This is a genomic window from Arthrobacter sp. TmtSoilC48, from assembly GCF_059739425.1.
In genome coordinates, this window is the sequence record NZ_AP046049.1 from 3,468,307 (window position 1) to 3,486,362 (window position 18,056).

Genomic DNA, 18,056 nt, shown 5'->3' on the forward strand with positions numbered 1-18,056 from the left:
TGGGATATGGGCAACAGGCCGGAGCCACCGGTCCCCGAAGACCAAGGAAAAGCCATGGAAAGCACCCAGTCCGGAAAGTATGAAACGGCGACGATGCCCGGAATAGCACTTGAAGAAGCGGTGCAGGAAGCGACCGGCAGGCTGATTGACATCCTGAACAGCTCATCCATCGGACTGCTCATTGCCGTGGGCCATCAAACCGGCTTGTTTGAGACGCTTGCCTCGCTGCCTCCTGCGACAAGCCAACTTGTGGCGGATGCCGCTGGAGCACAAGAGCGTTACGTCCGCGAATGGTTGGGAGGGATGACGACCGCAGGAATCGTGGACTTCGAACCCGGCGATTCAACCTACTGCCTTCGTCCTGAATTTGTTCCTGTTCTGTGCGGAACCGGAACGGAAAACCTGGCGCGCACCCTGCAGTATCTCCCGCTGATGGGCGAGGTGTCCCCCAAGATTGTCAGGGCGTTCCGGGAGGGCGGTGGAACAAACTACAGTGATTACCCGCAGTTCCACCACATCATGGCTTCCGAAAGTGCCGCAGTGAATGACGCCTCGCTTTTGGACTCGATTCTCCCCTTGACCGGCTGCGAAAAAGCCTTGCAGGCAGGAATCGCCGTCGCCGATATCGGCTGCGGCGAAGGCCATGCGGTAAACCTGCTGGCCAGCACTTATCCCCACAGCACTTTCACGGGATATGACTTCGCTGACGAGGCGCTAACTGTGGCGCGGGCCGAAGCGGCAGCGTTGAAACTTTCCAACGTCCGGTTCGTGTCCAGGGACGTAACGATGCTTGAGGAAGAAGGCCGCTACCACCTTGTGACTGCCTTCGACGCCATCCACGACCAAGCGCATCCTGCCCAGGTCCTGAAGAATATTCACAAGGCGCTCAAACCCGGTGGAACGTTCCTTATGGTGGATATCAACGCCTCCAGCAACCTGGAAAAGAACGCTGACCTGCCGTGGGCCTCCTTCCTCTACACCATCTCCACGTTTCATTGCATGGCCGTCTCCCTGGGACAGGGCGGGGAGGGTTTGGGAACCGTGTGGGGCAAGGAATTGGCAGCGGCCATGATCCGCGAAGCCGGCTTCACCAGCGTGGAAGTCAAGGAACTCGAGGAAGATCCGTTCAACGCGTACTACGTGGCCACATGCTAGGCATGTATACATAGTCATGTGATTATGAGCTATTTCCTGTACAACACAGGCTTTATGTATACACTGGAGTCATGCGCGCCAGTGATCGGGCCTACGCGGCTCTTCGTGAAGACATCATTGAGTGGCGCCTGCGGCCGGGCACGGTCCTCGCGGAAGTAGAACAGTCCGAGCGGCTGGGTGTCTCCCGCACGCCTGTCCGTGAGGCGCTGGGCCGGCTCACCGCTGAGGGATTGACGACGGCGGCAGGCGGACGCGGCGTCGTCGTCACCGATATTTCGCTGGACAGCATCGACGAACTGTTCGAGCTTCGCGAAACGCTGGAGGTCCGGGCCGCAGCCCTGGCCGCAGAGCGCGGAGAGCCGGGCGTTTTTGCCGAGCTGCAGGCGCAGCTGCTCCGGGCGCCGGAGCTGCTCAGCGAGGAGGATCCTGCACGGCACGAGTATTACGCGTTGGTTGGCCGGCTGGACGAGGCGATCGATGCCGCAATCTCCAACTCCTACCTGGCCCAGGCCATGCGCAGCCTCCGGGTCCATTTGGTCCGGGTTCGCCGCCTGGCGGCCGATGACGCCGCCCGGCTCCAGGCCGCTGCGGCCGAGCATGCCGCCATTGCTGAAGCGATCGCCGCCGGGAATCCACGGCTTGCCGAAGCCGCCACCACACTTCATTTGCACCGAAGCCTCACCCACGTCAAGGCCGCTCATGTGGCCCGCTAAGACCCTCATTAGAAGGAGCACCATGGTCAAGAACAACCACGTCCGCGTCTACAAGTCCGAAGAGAATCTCCCCCGCGAGGAGCAGTTGGCGCACAAGATCGCCGTGGTCGCCGCCGACCCCGTCGACGTAACCCCCGAGGTCACGGATATGGTGATCAACCGGATCATCGACAACGCCTCCGTAGCGATCGCCTCGTTGAACCGTGCACCGATCGTCGCGGCCCGCGCCCAGGCACTGACCCACGGGCCGTCCGCGAACGGCAAGGGCGGGCACGTTTTCGGCATCACCGAGCGGGTCTCCCCTGAATGGGCTGCCTGGGCCAACGGGGTGGCCGTGCGTGAACTGGACTACCACGACACGTTCCTGGCCGCGGACTACTCGCACCCGGGCGATAACATCCCGCCGATCCTCGCCGTCGCGCAGCACGTCGGTGCCAGCGGTGCTGACCTGGTCCGGGCCATCGCCACCGGCTACGAGATCCAGGTGAACCTGGTCAAGGCGATCTGCCTGCACAAGCACAAGATCGACCACGTCGCCCACCTTGGCCCCTCCGCCGCTGCCGGCATCGGCACGCTGTTGGGTTTGGATGTTGAGACGATCTTCCAGTCCGTGGGCCAGGCACTTCACACCACCACCGCCACCCGGCAGTCCCGCAAGGGCGAGATCTCCACCTGGAAGGCCCACGCCCCGGCCTTCGCGGGCAAGATGGCCGTCGAAGCCGTGGACCGGTCCATGCGCGGCCAGACCTCTCCCGTGCCGATCTACGAAGGCGAAGACGGGGTGATCGCGTGGATGCTGGACGGCCCGGACGCCTCCTACGAAGTCCCGCTGCCGCTGCCCGGTGAAGCCAAACGCGCCATCCTGGACACCTACACCAAGGAACACTCGGCCGAGTACCAGGCCCAGGCGTGGATCGACCTCGCCCGCAAACTCAACCGCGAACACCCGGAAACCACGGACCCGGCCAACGTGAAATCCGTGCTGATCAAGACCAGCCACCACACGCACTACGTGATCGGCTCAGGCGCGAACGATCCCCAGAAGTACTCCCCCACCGCATCGCGGGAAACCCTGGACCACTCCATCCCGTACATCTTCACCGTCGCCCTGCAGGACGGCGCCTGGCACCACGTAGACTCCTACGCCCCCGAACGCGCCGCCCGCCCGGACACCGTAGAACTCTGGCACAAGGTCACCACGGTTGAGGATCCGGAATGGACCCGCCGCTACCACTCCCTGGACATCGCAGAGAAAGCCTTCGGCGGTTCCGTGGAAATCACCCTCACCGACGGCACCGTCATCACCGATGAGATCGCCGTGGCCGACGCCCACCCGCTCGGCGCCCACCCGTTCGCCCGCGAGCAATACATCAACAAATTCCGCACCCTCGCTGCCGGTCTCGTGGAGGAGACCGAAATCGAACGGTTCCTCACCGCCGTCGAACGCGTCACCGAACTCGGCCCCGGCGAACTGGACCAGCTCAACATCACCGCGGCCCCCGGCGTGATCAACCTCGACGCAGCTCCGAAGGGACTGTTCTAAATGCTGTACTCCACAACCACGCCCGAACAGAAAAGGCTGCGACTGCGGGAGTTGCTGGCCTCCGGGACCGTGCAGCAGTTCCCCGGCGCGTTCAACCCGCTCTCGGCCCGGCTGATCGAGGAAAAGGGCTTCGCCGGGGTCTACATCTCCGGAGCGGTCCTGGCCAACGACCTCGGCCTGCCCGACATCGGCCTGACCACGCTCACCGAGGTGGCCACCCGCGCCGGGCAAATCGCCCGCATGACCGATCTGCCCTCCCTCGTGGACGCGGACACCGGCTTCGGTGAGCCCATGAACGTGGCCCGCACCGTCCAGGAACTCGAAAACGCCGGCCTGGCCGGCTGCCACATCGAAGACCAGTTCAACCCCAAACGCTGCGGCCACCTGGACGGCAAAAACGTCGTGGACATCGACACCGCCACCAAACGCATCCGCGCCGCAGCCGACGCCCGCCGCGACCCGAACTTCCTCATCATGGCCCGCACCGACATCCGCGCCGTCGAAGGAATCCAAGCCGCACAAGACCGTGCCCGCGCTTTGGTCGACGCCGGCGCCGACGCGATCTTCCCCGAAGCCATGGCTGATCTGACCGAGTTCCAAGCCATCCGCGACGCCGTGGACGTGCCCATCCTGGCCAACATGACCGAGTTCGGAAAGTCCGAGCTCTTCACCGTGGACCAACTCCAAGACGTCGGGGTAAACATGGTCATCTACCCCGTCACCCTCCTCCGCATTGCCATGGGCGCTGCAGAGCGTACGCTGGAATCGATCAAGGCTGCGGGGACCCAAGAGGCACAGGTGGAAAACATGCTCACGCGTGCGCGCCTCTACGAACTCGTGGATTACGAGGCATATAACCAGTTCGATACCGGCGTTTTTAACTTCCAGGTTCCTGGCATCCGCTAGGTCCGGGAATCATCAAGGGGAAAGCAAGCACTCCGGCCAACGGGGCTCTTGCATAATGAACGAAGGAGTTCAGCATGGCTGCTGAAGACATCAAAAAAGGCCTTGCCGGCGTCGTGGTGGACTACACCGCCGTCTCAAAGGTCAACCCGGACACCAACTCCCTGCTGTACCGGGGATACCCGGTGCAGGAACTGGCCGCCAAGTGCAGCTTTGAAGAGGTCGCCTACCTGCTATGGAACGGCGAACTGCCCGACGATGCCCAACTGGCCGAATTTGTTGCCCGCGAGCGGGCAGGGCGTGCGCTTGATCCAGTGGTCAAGTCAGTCATTGACACGTTGCCCACCACCTCACACCCCATGGACGTTTGCCGTACGGCAGCTTCCGTATTGGGAGCCCGGCACGAACTGACGGAGGATTCATCCCCCGATGCCAACATGAAGAAAGCAATCGACCTCTGGGCCGCGATGCCCGCCGTCGTGGCCTACGACCAGCGCCGCCGGCGGGGTCAAGAGCCCGTGGAACCGCGGGAGGACCTGGACTACTCGTCCAACTTCCTGTGGATGGCGTTCGGCGAAGAGCAGGTTCCCGAAGTGGTGGAGGCGTTCAACGTCTCAATGATCCTCTACGCGGAGCACTCCTTCAACGCGTCCACTTTCACAGCCCGCGTGGTCACGTCCACGCTCTCTGACCTGCACTCCGCCGTGACGGCAGCGATCGGTGCACTGAAGGGCCCTCTGCACGGGGGCGCCAACGAGGCCGTGATGCACACCTTCGACGAAATCGGCATCCGCAGCGAAGAATCCATGGAGGAAGCCGCGGTCCGCGCCCGGGCGTGGATGGAAAACGCCCTGGCCCAGAAGAAGAAGGTCATGGGCTTTGGACATCGCGTCTACAAGCATGGCGACTCCCGCGTGCCCACCATGAAGGCCGCCTTGGATAAGATGATCGCCCACTACGGACGGCCTGAACTCCTGGGGCTCTACAACGGCCTCGAACAGGCCATGGACGAGGCCAAGGCCATCAAGCCCAACCTCGACTACCCCGCGGGCCCCACGTACCACCTCATGGGCTTTGACACCCAGACGTTCACCCCGCTGTTCGTCGCCAGTCGGATCACCGGCTGGACAGCGCACATCATGGAACAATTTGCTTCTAACTCGCTGATCCGTCCGCTGAGCGAATACAACGGGCCGGAAGAGCGGCACGTGCCGTAGCCTCTTGGCTTCTGGCCGCGCCGGAAGCCCACGATGGCGGAGGAAGCATACGACGGCGGGTCGGTCACCAAAAGGCGACCGACCCGCCGTCGTATGCTGGAAAACCTGTCTTCTAGTCGGTTCCGGCCCAATCGATGGTGTGCACTTCAGCCACGCTCTCGTTATCGGCAGCCAAATCGACTCGAACTGCGATCCGCTGCCCCGAAATCATCGCGGGCAGCCAATGCTCGGCGTCGGCCCACATGCGTTCCACCGGTAGCTTGGACACCGGGAACCATTCGGGCGCAATCTCGTCGCTCTCCGACGGTTGGCCTGCCCAAGAACGCGTCAGATACACAGTGGTGTACATGTTCCATTCGGGTCGGGCAGGAAACACGAAGTCGATGATGCCGGCGGGGATGAGGTCCGCGGCCTGGACCACCACGCTGATTTCCTCCATGACCTCGCGGCACACCGCCTGCAGCGCCGTCTCCCCCGGCTCCACATGCCCACCCACGCCCACCACTTTCCCACGCCCAAAACCGGTCTTCTTTGTACCGAGGAGGACGTGTTCCCCGTCCACGTCGTCACGGAGGAGGAAGCACAGTGTCACATGGGCTGCTGTCATGCTGCCTACCTTAACCCGATCTCCTGCACCTGAGGTCCCATTGCCACAGTCAGCCCAATTGCTACAGTGAGCCCATGAACGAAGGTGGGGGCGAAGTGCATGCCGGGACACAGGCACAAGCGCAAGCCATCAACCAAGAGGTGAAGGCCCAGGCCGGGGAAGATGCCGAAACTGCCCCTCTGGCCGACGCCCCATCAGCCACCAGAGCCGGGCAGGAGCGCGACGCCTGGCTGCCCCGCTTGGTGGTGGCCCATCCGCTCTACGCCGGCTGGGCTTGGACGGTGGTGTGGGCCGGGCTCATTGTTCTGGATGAGGTGGTGGACCTGGCTGGTTGGACGTGGTACCTGCTGGTCCTCATCGCTGCCCTGCCAACGCTGCTGTCCACGCTGGCCGTGCTGCATGCCACCCCTCGCAGCCACCTCAAGGCAGTGGACGCCACTGTCCTGGGCCATTTCTTCGTCCGCTTCCTGGCCCTGGTGGTCGCCTTCGTGGTGTGGGCTGCCTCCGTGGTGATGAGTGCTTCCATCTCGACCACGGTGCAGACCGTCATCGGCGACTCCGAAAAGGAGGTGACCGCACTCGGCTTCAACCTCATGCTGGCGTCGGTCCCGCTGGTGCTCTCTGTCCTGTGGATGGCGTTCATCGTGCGGTGCGCCTGGTTCCTTCGCCGGCTACGCGGTTGGCGGCAAATACCGTTGAAGACGCGGGTACCCAAAAAATTCCTCAAGGGACAGCCGCGGTTGAAGCGGGTGGTGGTGGGACTGGCCCACCCAGGCCTTCTGCTCGTGGCCGGTTTGGGGACGTCGCTGCTGGCATTGTTCGTCGATGCCGTGGAGTTGACGTTCAGTGTATTGGACTAGCTGCAGCATCAGCCGAGCGCGCGGGGATGGGCAGCAGCGTAAACCTCGCGCAAGGTGTCGGCGGTAACCAACGTGTAGACCTGGGTGGTGGTAACCGATGCGTGCCCCAACAGCTCCTGGACTACACGCACGTCAGCCCCGCCTTCCAGGAGATGCGTGGCAAAAGAGTGCCGCAAGGTGTGCGGCGAAACATCCTTGGTGATGTTTGCCTTCTCTGCAGCAGCCTTGAGGATTGTCCAAGCACTCTGCCTGCTGATTCGGCCGCCACGGGCGTTCAGGAACAACGCGGGAGTGCCCTTGCCCTTGGAAGCCAGCAACGGCCTTCCGCGGACCACATAGGCTCCGACCGCGCGTGCACCGTAAGAGCCCAAAGGCACCAGCCGCTCCTTGGAACCTTTGCCGAAGAGCCTGACTATTGCTGGTTCGCCGCCTGCGTGCTCCAGGGATACATCGTCAACGTCCAGCCCTACGGCCTCGCTGATGCGCGCGCCGGTGGAATAGAGAAATTCAAGCAAGGCCCGGTCCCTTAGCCCGGTCGCAGAGTCCGAACCCGCAGCTTCGAGAATCCGCGTTACTTCACCAACGCTGATGGCTTTCGGAAGTCGTTTGCCCGGCATCGGCGGGTGGACATCGCTGGCGGGATCCGACGTCGTGGTTCCTTCAAGGGCCCAAAATTTATGAAGTCCGCGCACGGCCACTATGGTCCTGGCTGCGGAGCGGACGCCGAGGGCCGCAGCGCCATCGGAGCCGTCCGACAAGGCTTGGGCAAAGCCGGTGACGTGATGGCGCGTGACGTCTCCGGGGCGTTCCACGCCTTGGCCAGCCAGGAAGTTCGAATAACGGGCAAGGTCACGGCGATAGGCAGCCAAGGTATTGGCTGCCAGGCCGCGTTCCACGCCCACGTGCTGGAGGTAGTCGGTAACTCCTCGATCGATGCCGTTGGCAGGACGGGTGGCGGCCTCGGCCATTCTTAGCGCTGGCTCGGGTGCGCGGGCCACGGCGCGTCAGCGGGGCGCAGGCTGGAAAAGCCGTCGGCCTTCGCGGCGGCGGCAGCCAGGATTCCCAGGACCGCGGACGGATTGTGCAGGCGCCCTTCAAGGACAGCCTTCACGGCATCGTCGAGCGGAATCCAGTGGAACTCGATTTCCGACTCTTCGTCCGTGCGGACATGCAGGTCAGCCTCGGGAACAGCGCTCAACCCACGAGCCAGATATATCCGGACAGCCTCGCTGGAGGATCCCGGAGAGTTGAAGAAGTCCACCAGGACATTCCACGTGGCCGCAACAAGATCAGCTTCCTCAGCGAGCTCCCTGGCAGCGCCCGCCACGAAATCCTCGCCCTCAACGTCCAGCAACCCGGCCGGGATTTCCCAGAGATCCATACCAACAGGGTGCCTGTACTGCTTCAGGAGCAGGATTTCACCGTCAACGTTCATCGGCAGCACAGCCACCGCGCCGGGGTGGTCGATGTAGTCGCGAACCAGGGTGTCCGTATCCTCGCTGAGCTGGAAGGCGTCGCTGACCACATCCCAGATGCGGCCTTCATAGACCTTGCTCGTAGACAAAAGACGGCGCGGGCTCGGCGCATCCGAAACCTGCCTTGAGGTGCTGGGGGTTTCGGAAATGCCGGGCATCGCGCCGTCCTTCGTTAGTGCTTGCGTTTACGGTTTACTTGGCGGCCACCGCGCTACTTGGCAGCTACCGCACCGGCACCGGATTTGGTTCCCACAACGGCACCTTCACGACGCTCCAAGGCTGCCTTCACGAGGCCCGCGAAGAGCGGGTGCGGGCGCGTCGGGCGGGAGCTAAGCTCCGGGTGTGCCTGCGTAGCAACGTAATACGGGTGCACTTCGCGGGGAAGTTCAACGTACTCCACCAGCTTGCCGTCAGGCGAGGTACCCGAGAAGACGAGGCCCTCCGCCGCGATCTGGTCACGGTACTTGTTGTTAACCTCGTAGCGGTGGCGGTGGCGTTCGCTCACTGAAGTGGTGCCGTACGTCTCGGCGACAACGGAGCCCTCGTCCAGCTTGGCTTCATAGAGCCCCAGGCGCATCGTGCCGCCAAGGTCTCCCTTGCCTTCCACAATGTCCAGCTGCTCTTCCATGGTGGCGATGACCGGGTACTTGGAGTCCGGCTCGAACTCGCTGGACGAGGCGCCTTCCAGGCCAACCACGTTTCGCGCGTATTCGATCACCATGCACTGCAGGCCAAGGCACAGGCCCAAGACCGGCAGTTTGGATTCACGGGCAAACTTCAGTGCACCCAGCTTGCCTTCAAGGCCACGGATACCGAAGCCGCCAGGTACGCAAATGGCGTCGACGCCGGCAAGTGACTTGGTGGCACCGGCAAGGGTTTCGCACTCGTCCGAGGGGACCCAGCGGATCTTGACCTTGGCCTCGTTGGCGAACCCACCGGCGCGGAGGGCCTCGGTGACGGAGAGGTAAGCGTCCGGAAGGTCGATGTACTTACCCACCAGGGCGATCTCGACCTCGTGCTTGGGGTTGTGGACCGCTTCAAGCAGCTTGTCCCACTTGCTCCAGTCAACGTCCTTGAACGGCAGGTCCAGTGCGCGAACGATGTAGGAGTCCAGGCCCTGCGAGTGCAGCGTCTTGGGGATGTCATAGATGCTGGGTGCGTCCGCAGCGTTGACCACGGCGTCGATGTCGACGTCGCACATGCGGCCGATCTTCTCCCGCATGGCCTCGGGCACTTCGCGGTCCGAACGGATCACGATGGCTTCGGGCTGGATACCGATGGAACGAAGGGCTGCCACGGAGTGCTGCGTGGGCTTGGTCTTCAGTTCCTGGGAGGGACCGATGTACGGAACCAGGGAAACATGGAGGAAGAAGACATTGTTCCGGCCGATGTCCTGGCGCACCTGGCGGGCCGACTCGAGGAAGGGCTGCGATTCGATGTCGCCAACCGTGCCACCGATTTCGGTGATGATGACATCCGGAGCGTTCTTGCCTTCGGCGGGAAGGCGCATGCGGCGCTTGATCTCATCCGTGATGTGCGGGATGACCTGAACGGTGTCTCCGAGGTATTCACCACGGCGTTCCTTCGCGATGACCGTGGAGTAAATCTGGCCCGTTGTGACGTTGGCCGAACCTTCCAGGTTTTCATCGAGGAAGCGCTCGTAGTGTCCGATGTCGAGGTCGGTTTCGGCGCCATCATCAGTCACGAAAACTTCGCCGTGCTGGAAGGGATTCATCGTGCCCGGATCCACGTTCAAATAAGGATCGAGCTTCTGCATAGTTACAGACAAACCGCGTGCCCGCAGCAGGTGGCCGAGGCTGGAAGCCGTCAGACCCTTACCGAGCGAGGACGCCACACCACCGGTGACGAAGATGTGTTTGGTCGTCTTGGACGAGCCCGGGAACCGGGAATTTACACGGGAATTTGATCGCTGCACCACGGAATTCGAGCTTATCATCAATTACGCCTTCCAAGCGTCCGTCCGGATTCCCCAAATGGTCAATAGTTGCCCAAGACCATGCCTGCAATCAAGAGCCGGGCGGGACCAAGTGCACGGATGTGATAGTGGTCGCAGTCCGGCACCGGCCGCGTCCCCGGAATTTCCTACGCCCGCTGGGGAAGCAACTTCGCGTCGTCCAGCAACTCCTGCGCGTGTGCCTGGGCAGATTCCGAGTCTTCCTGCCCGGCCAACATACGGGCAAGCTCCTTCACGCGTTCGTCGTCATCCAGCAGTTGCACATCGCTGGAGGTGAATCCCGTGGACGTTTTTCCGTCGGCGCCCCGCACTGAGGTTTTGGTAACCCGGATGTGCTGGTCTGCGAAGGCCGCAACCTGAGGCAGGTGCGTCACAACGAGGACCTGGACGTGGCGGGCCAACATGGCCAGCCGGCGCCCGATCTCGACGGCCGCCCGTCCACCTACTCCGGCGTCCACCTCGTCAAAGACGAACGTAGGAACAGGATCCACCGCAGCGAGCACTACCTCGATAGCCAGCATCACCCTTGAGAGTTCACCGTCGGAGGCTCCCTTGCCCAGTGGGCGCGCAGGAGCGCCGGAGTGTGGCTGAAGGAGGAAGGCGATCTCATCCGTTCCCCAGGGGCCAAGCGATCCGCTGTCCTCTATTTGGATGATCAACGTGGCATCCGCCATGGCCAACGCCTTCAACTCTGCACTCACACGGGCCGAGAGGTCCTTGGCCGCCTTGAGACGGGCCTTGCTGATCGCTGCGGCCTGCTTGCGCAGGGTAGCTTCGGTCGAAGCCACCTCGGCATCCAAGGATTCGATGCGGCTTGAATCGTCCTGCAGCTCGTCCAAACGCACACGGGCCGTGGCCGCCCACTCCAGCACTTCATCGATGCTTGGGGCGTACTTGCGGATCAGTTTGGCCAAAGCGGCGCGGCGTTCCTCGATTTCGGAGAGCCGCTCCGGGCCTTCGGTGTCCAATGCGGCCTGGTAGCTGGACAAGTCAGCGGCGATATCGTTCAGCAGGAAGCCAACTTCGGCAAGCCGTGCAGCAGCGGCCCCCAGCGCCTCATCATGTTCTGCAACATGCTCCAGCGTCCGCTTGGCCGCATCCACCATCGATGTGGCATCGCCGGCATCCCCGAATTCCTCCGCGATGAGCGACTCATGTGCCGCCGCTGCTGCGAGCCGGAGTTCTTCAACGTTGGCAAGCTTCACGGCCTCAGCCTTGAGGGTCTCATCCTCACCCGGCTGGGGATCCACGTCATCGATCTCTTTGAGCGCAGCGTCCAGCGACTCCGCCTCACGAAGCCGTTCCCGCGCCTCGCTGCGAAGGGTCTCCAGCTCGGCCTGAATGGACTTCCAATGGTTGTACAGATCCTGGTATTCCCCCAGGACCTTCGCCAAAGGTGCACCCGCGAAGCGATCCAGGGCGTGTCGCTGCGCGGTAGCGCTCTTCAGCCTGATCTGGTCCGACTGGCCGTGCACCACCACCAAACTCTCGCCAAGTTCGGCCAGAACCCCCACCGGCGCCGCCCGTCCCCCAACGTAAGCCCGGCTGCGGCCATCGGCACCAACGGTCCGGGCCAGCAGGAGTTCAGCGACGCCGTCGAACTCCTCCGCCTCACCGCCGGCCTCCTTGGCCCGCTCCACCGCGCTGTGGGCTGGATCAAGCTTCAAGACTGCCTCGGCGGAGGCAGATTTGGCGCCGCTGCGGACGGCACCCGCGTCTGAACGGGCACCCAGGAGAAGCCCGACGGCGGTCACCACCATGGTCTTGCCGGCACCGGTTTCGCCGGTAACCACGCTGAGGCCGGGGCCCAGCGGCAGGGCGGCATCAGTAATGACACCGAGGTCACGGATTCGGAGTTCTTCAAGCATGCTTCACTTCGCATTCGTGGGGTCGGATGGCTCACCGTGCCCCGGGTACAGGGATGTTTCGGCGGCCCGGGAATCGTTCGGCTCCCGGGAATCGTTCGAGTCCCGGGAATCATTCGCTTCCCGGGGAGTGGGCAAAGGAGCCGGTGAAAGGGTTCGGATCACGGGGATTGGGCCAGTGTGGACTTCCCCCGACCGGGGAGCCGGACCGCGCCAGCCGTGGATGGGGAGCTGGAACTTCCGCACAAGCCGCGCCGAAAAAGGAGTCCTGTGCGTCCGTGCCAGTCGTACAGGCGTGGCTGAGCGGGTCACCTCGACACGCGCACCCGGAGGCAGATCAACAGAACGCCTGCCATCGCACCAAAGGACGCCCAGGGCATCCGTCCTGTTCATGATTTCCACGGCGAGCTTGGAACGCGGAGAGACCACCAAAGGCTTCGCGAAAAGGGCATGGGCGCTGATCGGCACAATGACGAGCGCTTCCACTTCAGGCCACACCACCGGCCCACCAGACGAAAATGCGTACGCCGTTGATCCCGTTGGCGTCGCGAGGACCACGCCATCACAGCCGAACGACGTCAGCGGGCGTTCATCCACCTCAGTGACGACCTCGAGCATCCGTTCCCGGTTGGCTTTCTCGATGGCGGCCTCGTTCAGGGCCCAGGTATGCCAGATCTTCTGGCCCTTGATCCACACCTGGACATCGATGGTCATGCGCTCTTCGACGGTGTACTGGCGGCTCGCGATCCACTCAACCGTCTGGGCCAGGTCAGCACGTTCGCTCTCGGCAAGGAAGCCCACGTGGCCCAGGTTCACGCCCAGCAAGGGAACGTCCACCTCCCGGACCAGTTCCGCCGCGCGCAGGATGGTTCCGTCGCCACCCAGAACCATCACCAATTCCACGTCTTCCAAACTCACGTCGTCGTGGAGGATCTCAATGGGGGTGTCAACGGCACCAAAAAAGCGCTCGACATCTGCCAATTCCGACTTCTGGAGGACCGGAACCAGGCCCGAGGAGTGCAGCTGCGTACAGGCATCCCACGCCGCCCGGAGCGATTCCTCCCGCCCTGTGTGGGCAAGGACAAGTACATGCCTGCTCATCGGGTTCTGCTTTCTAGTCGTTTGGCCAGAGGTTCTTTATCAACGCAGCAACGTCCTCGTCCCGCTCTTCGATCTTAGGCAACACAGCGGACATCCTGCGCTTCATCCACAGGAAGTACTCAACATTTCCGTCCTGGCCCGGGAGTGGACTTGCTGCCAGGCCATGAAGTTCCAGCCCGGCATCAAGTGCAGCGCGGGCCACTTGGGCCACCGCCCGGCGTCGTTCATTCTCGGAAGACACCACGCCGGTGCGGCTCAGCCGCTCCTTGCCGACTTCAAACTGCGGCTTGACCATCAGGACAAGGTCTCCGCCGGGTTCCGTGCAGGCAGCAAGGGGGCCCAGGACCAACGTCAGGGAAATGAAGGACAGGTCTGCAACTGTGAGGGCCGCGGTGCCGCCGATCTGGTCCGGCGTCACGTACCTGACGTTTAGCCCCTCATGGACCACCACGCGGGGATCATCGCGAAGGAGCGGCACCAGTTGGCCGTGCCCGACGTCGACCGCCACCACTTGCGCGGCGCCTTGCCGAAGCAGCACGTCGGTGAAGCCACCAGTGGAGGCTCCGGCGTCGAGACACCGCCTCCCGGAAACTGCGACCCCCGGAAACGCTGCCAACGCGCCAGCCAGCTTATGCCCGGCGCGGCTCACGTAGATGTCCTCAAGGTGGGATTGGACGTCCAGGTCTGTACCGGCGTCCACCTGCTGGGCCGCTTTGGCCAAAACGACCCCGTCTGAACTCACCTTGCCGTCGCTAATGAGCTTGGCAGCATGCGTCCGGGACCTCGCCAGCCCACGCGTCACGAGTTCCTGATCAAGTCTTGCCATCCGCTATTTGTCGCCTTCCGGGCGGGTAGGACTGGCATGCCGGTCAGAAGCCGGCGGGAGGCCAGGCTCAGCATCCAGCGCCTCCAGGAGAGAGTCATGAAGTGCTGAATACAGCCCGGCATGCTCGGCCACCGGAGCGCCATGAACGCCCTCCAATAAACTGAGGGCACGGTCCACCGGAGCATCGCCGGTGGAATCGAGAGCCTCCGGCCAGTGAACAGCGGTACGTTCAGCCTCAGCTTCCGGGAGATTGATGGGCTCAGTCATCGCACCAGTCTAATGAGTTCGCCATTCCAGCTTCGGCGCTTGGGCCACAGCCGTGTCCGGAACCGCAGCCCACCAGGCAGCGCACGCCGCCCGCCACGTGTCGAGGTCATCCTTGTGCCCTGTTAGCGTGACCTTGCCGTCCTCGGCAATCGCAGAAGCTGCACCGCAACGGTAGGTGCCGCCGTCGCTGACGATTTCGGGGTATGGATTGTAAAGATCACCCAGATCCGCCAACAGGTAATCCGGGCGCTCTTCCGTCCGTGCAGCCAGAATCGTCAGCGTGGTATCGACGCCGGTGAGTACCGCCGCCGTCGCAAATCCCGCACGATTACCGCCCAGGATATCCGTATCCAAACGGTCCCCCACTACCAAAGGACGGTCCGACTTCAAGCGCTTGGCCGCAGCGTGGAACAACGGTGCTTCAGGTTTACCGGCCACCATAGGCGTCTTGCCCGTTGCGGCCGCAACAGCGGCAACGAGAGTACCGTTGCCAGGAGCCATACCGCGCGCCTGCGGGATGGACATATCCGTGTTGGTCGCGAACCATTGGGCGCCACCGGCAACAACATAGGATGCCTCAGCGAGGTCCTTCCAGCCGATCTCCGGGTTAAAGCCCTGGACAACAGCAACTGGCGACTCCGCCGCACTATGCACGGGCTTGAGGCCCACGAGCTCAATCTCGTGAGCCAACGCCGCACTGCCAGTGATGAGCACGTGAGCCCCCGCAGGCAGCATGGAAGCAAGCAACTCCCCCGCGGCCTGCGACGAGCTGACCACCTGGTGATCCTCCGCAGGCGCTCCCAATTCCCTCAAGTGCGCTGCAACCTGGGCGGGAGTACGCGAGGCGTTGTTCGTCACGTAACCCAGCCCGACGCCTACCGTCTCCAGGCGCTGCAGCGACTCTACAGCTCCGGGAATGGCGTGGGGACCCGCGTAAACGACACCATCAAGATCGGAAAGAACCGCGTCAAAGGACGAAATGAGTGAATCAGCCATGCTGGGAGTCAGTGCCCTGTTCGTGGGTAGCCTCTTCATCGATGGATTCCGCGTGGGACACGATTTCGTCAGCCTCTGCTTCTTCTTCGGCTTCGTCAGACTCTTCTGCTGAATCAATATCCGATTCGGCATCGTCCGACTCGAAGTAATCCGATTCGGCATCATCGATGTCAACGTCGTCGTGTTCGGCATCTGCAGCAGCCGCCTCGGCGATCACCGATTCGCTTTCCGGCCTAACGACGTCGGAATCCTCGCCGCGCTTCTCGAAGCGCGGCTTCCGCGCCGCTGCTGCTTCTTCCTGCTCGTCCCAGCCGAGATCAAGAATTTCCGGTTCAGCGAAGTCGCCAACACCCAAGGCATTCTCGGCAACCACTGCCTGGCGGGCCCACTTTTCGGCTTCCTCGGTGCGACCCACAGCCGTCAGTGCTTCCGCATACGCGCGGAACAGACGGGGGCTGTAGGAGAATGCCCGATTAATGTCCAGCTGCGGGATCTCAAGTTCGGCAACAGCAGCGTCAAGCTGGTTAAGGTCAGCGCGTGCGCCCGAAGCCACAATCGCCAGCTCTACCTTGCCCGGAGCATCCAGGTCCTGCGCTTCCGGAGAACGGACCATGTCCAGTGCACGGTCAGGACGGCCAAGGCCACGCTCACAGTCCGCCATGACAGGCAGGTGAACGTTGGACCCGCTGATGCGGCGGTACGTACGGAATTCGCGGAGCGCTTCGCCATAGTGACCCGCAGCGTAAGCCGTCAGGCCAACAGCCTCCCGGACAGCCGAGAGCCGGCCACCCCTGCGGCTGGCAGCCAAAGCGTGCTGGAAGGCCAACTCCGGCTCGATGTCGATCAGGCGACCGGCCATGACCAGGTGCTTGGCAACCCAGCCTGCGCTCTGCTCTTCGAGGGTCTTGATCTGATGGCCGGTGGCGCGGTCAAGTTCCTTACCCGTGACATCCTCATCGATCTCGGGAGAACGTTCGCGGTCAGGGCGGTTGGCGCTGCGAATGTCCTTCGCGTTGGGAACCCGGGCCGGACGGTCTTCCCAAGAGTTGGCGCGGTCATTGCTGAAGGGACGACGGTCGCCGCCACGGTCCGGACGGTCACCGAAGGGCTTACGCTCGCCACGGTCATTGTTGAACGGACGACGCTCCTCGCCATCACGACGAGGACCATCAAAGTTCCGCGGACCACGCTCAGGACGGCTACCGAAGGGCTTACGCTCGCCACGGTCGCTGTTGAATGGGCGACGCTCACCATCACGCGCCGGACGATCGCCACGGTCGCCACGGTCACCGCGGTCACCAAAGGGCTTACGGTCACGATCGCCACCGAAGGAACGACGCTCGCCATCACGGGGCGGGCGGTCACCGAAGGGCTTACGCTCGCCACGGTCGCTGTTGAATGGGCGACGCTCACCATCACGCGCCGGACGATCGCCACGGTCACCGCGGTCACCAAAGGGCTTACGGTCACGATCGCCACCGAAGGAACGACGCTCACCACCACGCTCGGGACGGTCACCGAACGGCTTACGCTCGCCACGGTCATTGTTGAATGGGCGACGCTCACCATCACGCGCCGGACGATCGCCACGGTCGCCACGGTCACCGCGGTCACCAAAGGGCTTACGGTCACGATCGCCACCGAAGGAACGACGCTCGCCATCACGGGGCGGGCGGTCACCGAAGGGCTTACGCTCGCCACGGTCGCTGTTGAATGGGCGACGCTCACCATCACGCGCCGGACGATCGCCACGGTCACCGCGGTCACCAAAGGGCCTGCGATCACGATCGCCACCGAAGGAACGACCCTGCTCATTGCCGTCGCGATTCTCCCTGGAACGGAATCCGCGAGGATCTCCACCGGAGTTATTGTTGGGGCGGAAAGAACCGCGGTCGCCGCGATTCCCGCCAAAGTTTCCGCGGTTGCCGTCGCGATTGCCGCCGTTGTGCTCAGCCATGGTGGATTCCTCCTGTTGCGAGCCGACCACTGGCGCGTGCGTAGTCGCTCATAACCCTTATTTCGTTGTCACGCCGTCTGCAGCACGGGGCTGCCGACTCGTATGTCTTATGCAATTCTAGGCGACAGCACCTCAGTCGCCGAACGTCAGAGCAGCTCCAGGGGTGTCCCGTGGCAAGTCTCACAGCGTTATTGGCGCTGTGTCTTCCGGGGTTTAAATGGGTCAAGCCCCGGCTGTGGTGGTCGGGGCTTGTCTTGAGTTGGTCTGTTTTTTCTCGTTTGAATGCAGTCGCTTAATGCGGGAGACCCCCAACCCGGTGTGGGTTGGGGGTCTCTACCTAATGTGTGTCCGGCGGTGTCCTACTCTCCCACACCCTCCCGGGTGCAGTACCATCGGCGCTGTGGGTCTTAGCTTCCGGGTTCGGAATGGGACCGGGCGTTTCCCCCACGCTATGACCGCCGTAACCTTGTTACCCGTCCCGCGCACCTGTTCGGGTGTGGGGTGGGAAGACTGTGTGGTTACAACTGTGGTGTTGTGTATTTAGTTGTTGGTTCCTGGAACGGTTGTTGTTCGGGAACCACATAGTGGACGCGTGC

17 protein-coding genes and 1 rRNA gene are annotated in these 18,056 nt (G+C 63.0%); 7 read left to right on the top strand and 11 right to left on the bottom strand.

Annotation, left to right across the window (positions count from 1 at the left end; all coding sequences use genetic code 11):
* The first annotated feature begins 54 nt into the window (after nucleotides 1-54).
* The 5 genes from AC6I97_RS16080 (at nucleotide 55) to AC6I97_RS16100 (ending at nucleotide 5,531) form a co-directional block, all read left to right on the top strand.
* Nucleotides 55-1,155, top strand: coding sequence for a class I SAM-dependent methyltransferase (locus tag AC6I97_RS16080; RefSeq protein ID WP_497945407.1), 1,101 nt, complete (start codon nucleotides 55-57; stop codon nucleotides 1,153-1,155).
* Between the two features lie 71 nt (nucleotides 1,156-1,226).
* Nucleotides 1,227-1,868, top strand: coding sequence for a GntR family transcriptional regulator (locus tag AC6I97_RS16085; RefSeq protein ID WP_224089489.1), 642 nt, complete (start codon nucleotides 1,227-1,229; stop codon nucleotides 1,866-1,868).
* A 22-nt stretch (nucleotides 1,869-1,890) separates the two neighbouring features.
* The gene (locus tag AC6I97_RS16090) at nucleotides 1,891-3,411 is read left to right on the top strand and encodes an MmgE/PrpD family protein (RefSeq protein WP_497945408.1); all 1,521 of its coding nucleotides are present in this window, start codon (nucleotides 1,891-1,893) and stop codon (nucleotides 3,409-3,411) included.
* On the top strand, nucleotides 3,412-4,317 hold the full coding sequence (prpB, locus tag AC6I97_RS16095) for a methylisocitrate lyase (protein ID WP_497945409.1): 906 nt from the start codon (nucleotides 3,412-3,414) through the stop codon (nucleotides 4,315-4,317).
* A gap of 74 nt (nucleotides 4,318-4,391) precedes the next feature.
* Nucleotides 4,392-5,531 carry a bifunctional 2-methylcitrate synthase/citrate synthase gene (locus AC6I97_RS16100; RefSeq protein WP_224089483.1) on the top strand — a complete coding sequence of 380 codons (1,140 nt, stop codon included), beginning with the start codon at nucleotides 4,392-4,394 and terminating at the stop codon, nucleotides 5,529-5,531.
* Nucleotides 5,532-5,643: 112 nt separating this feature from the next.
* Here AC6I97_RS16100 and AC6I97_RS16105 read toward each other — a convergent pair whose 3' ends face one another.
* On the bottom strand, nucleotides 5,644-6,138 hold the full coding sequence (locus tag AC6I97_RS16105; RefSeq protein ID WP_497945410.1) for an 8-oxo-dGTP diphosphatase: 495 nt from the start codon (nucleotides 6,136-6,138) through the stop codon (nucleotides 5,644-5,646).
* A gap of 74 nt (nucleotides 6,139-6,212) precedes the next feature.
* Between AC6I97_RS16105 and AC6I97_RS16110 the strand changes: the two genes are divergently transcribed.
* Nucleotides 6,213-6,998: a hypothetical protein gene (locus AC6I97_RS16110; RefSeq protein ID WP_224167036.1), complete on the top strand. Its 786-nt coding sequence runs from the start codon at nucleotides 6,213-6,215 to the stop codon at nucleotides 6,996-6,998.
* 8 nt (nucleotides 6,999-7,006) lie between these two features.
* Here the strand turns inward: AC6I97_RS16110 and xerD are convergent, their stop codons facing one another.
* The 9 genes from xerD to AC6I97_RS16155 all read right to left on the bottom strand — a co-directional run bounded on the left by xerD (nucleotide 7,007) and on the right by AC6I97_RS16155 (nucleotide 16,362).
* On the bottom strand, nucleotides 7,007-7,966 hold the full coding sequence (xerD, locus tag AC6I97_RS16115; protein ID WP_224167502.1) for a site-specific tyrosine recombinase XerD: 960 nt from the start codon (nucleotides 7,964-7,966) through the stop codon (nucleotides 7,007-7,009).
* Between the two features lie 2 nt (nucleotides 7,967-7,968).
* Complete coding sequence (locus AC6I97_RS16120) at nucleotides 7,969-8,631, bottom strand: NUDIX domain-containing protein (RefSeq protein WP_224089477.1); 663 nt, start codon at nucleotides 8,629-8,631, stop codon at nucleotides 7,969-7,971.
* A 53-nt stretch (nucleotides 8,632-8,684) separates the two neighbouring features.
* A complete protein-coding gene (pyrG, locus tag AC6I97_RS16125; protein WP_224167035.1) occupies nucleotides 8,685-10,430 on the bottom strand; it encodes a CTP synthase in 1,746 nt (581 codons plus the stop codon).
* 146 nt (nucleotides 10,431-10,576) lie between these two features.
* A complete protein-coding gene (gene recN / locus AC6I97_RS16130; RefSeq protein ID WP_497945411.1) occupies nucleotides 10,577-12,316 on the bottom strand; it encodes a DNA repair protein RecN in 1,740 nt (579 codons plus the stop codon).
* Nucleotides 12,317-12,319: 3 nt separating this feature from the next.
* Complete coding sequence (locus AC6I97_RS16135) at nucleotides 12,320-13,414, bottom strand: NAD kinase (protein WP_224167033.1); 1,095 nt, start codon at nucleotides 13,412-13,414, stop codon at nucleotides 12,320-12,322.
* A gap of 13 nt (nucleotides 13,415-13,427) precedes the next feature.
* A complete protein-coding gene (locus AC6I97_RS16140) occupies nucleotides 13,428-14,240 on the bottom strand; it encodes a TlyA family RNA methyltransferase (RefSeq protein ID WP_224167032.1) in 813 nt (270 codons plus the stop codon).
* 3 nt (nucleotides 14,241-14,243) lie between these two features.
* Nucleotides 14,244-14,507, bottom strand: coding sequence for a hypothetical protein (locus AC6I97_RS16145; RefSeq protein ID WP_224167031.1), 264 nt, complete (start codon nucleotides 14,505-14,507; stop codon nucleotides 14,244-14,246).
* A gap of 9 nt (nucleotides 14,508-14,516) precedes the next feature.
* Nucleotides 14,517-15,503 carry an HAD-IIA family hydrolase gene (locus AC6I97_RS16150; protein WP_224167030.1) on the bottom strand — a complete coding sequence of 329 codons (987 nt, stop codon included), beginning with the start codon at nucleotides 15,501-15,503 and terminating at the stop codon, nucleotides 14,517-14,519.
* Nucleotides 15,496-16,362, bottom strand: a complete 867-nt coding sequence (locus tag AC6I97_RS16155) for a hypothetical protein (protein WP_497945412.1) — start codon at nucleotides 16,360-16,362, stop codon at nucleotides 15,496-15,498. The genes AC6I97_RS16150 and AC6I97_RS16155 overlap by 8 nt, the downstream gene beginning before the upstream one ends.
* On the opposite strand from AC6I97_RS16155, the gene AC6I97_RS16160 reads away from it, so the two are divergent.
* Nucleotides 16,315-17,514: a hypothetical protein gene (locus tag AC6I97_RS16160; RefSeq protein WP_497945413.1), complete on the top strand. Its 1,200-nt coding sequence runs from the start codon at nucleotides 16,315-16,317 to the stop codon at nucleotides 17,512-17,514. The two genes, AC6I97_RS16155 and AC6I97_RS16160, sit on opposite strands and share 48 nt — an antisense overlap.
* 292 nt (nucleotides 17,515-17,806) lie before the next feature.
* Here the strand turns inward: AC6I97_RS16160 and rrf are convergent.
* Nucleotides 17,807-17,923: ribosomal RNA gene (rrf, locus tag AC6I97_RS16165) — 5S ribosomal RNA — on the bottom strand.
* Between the last annotated feature and the right edge of the window lie 133 nt (nucleotides 17,924-18,056).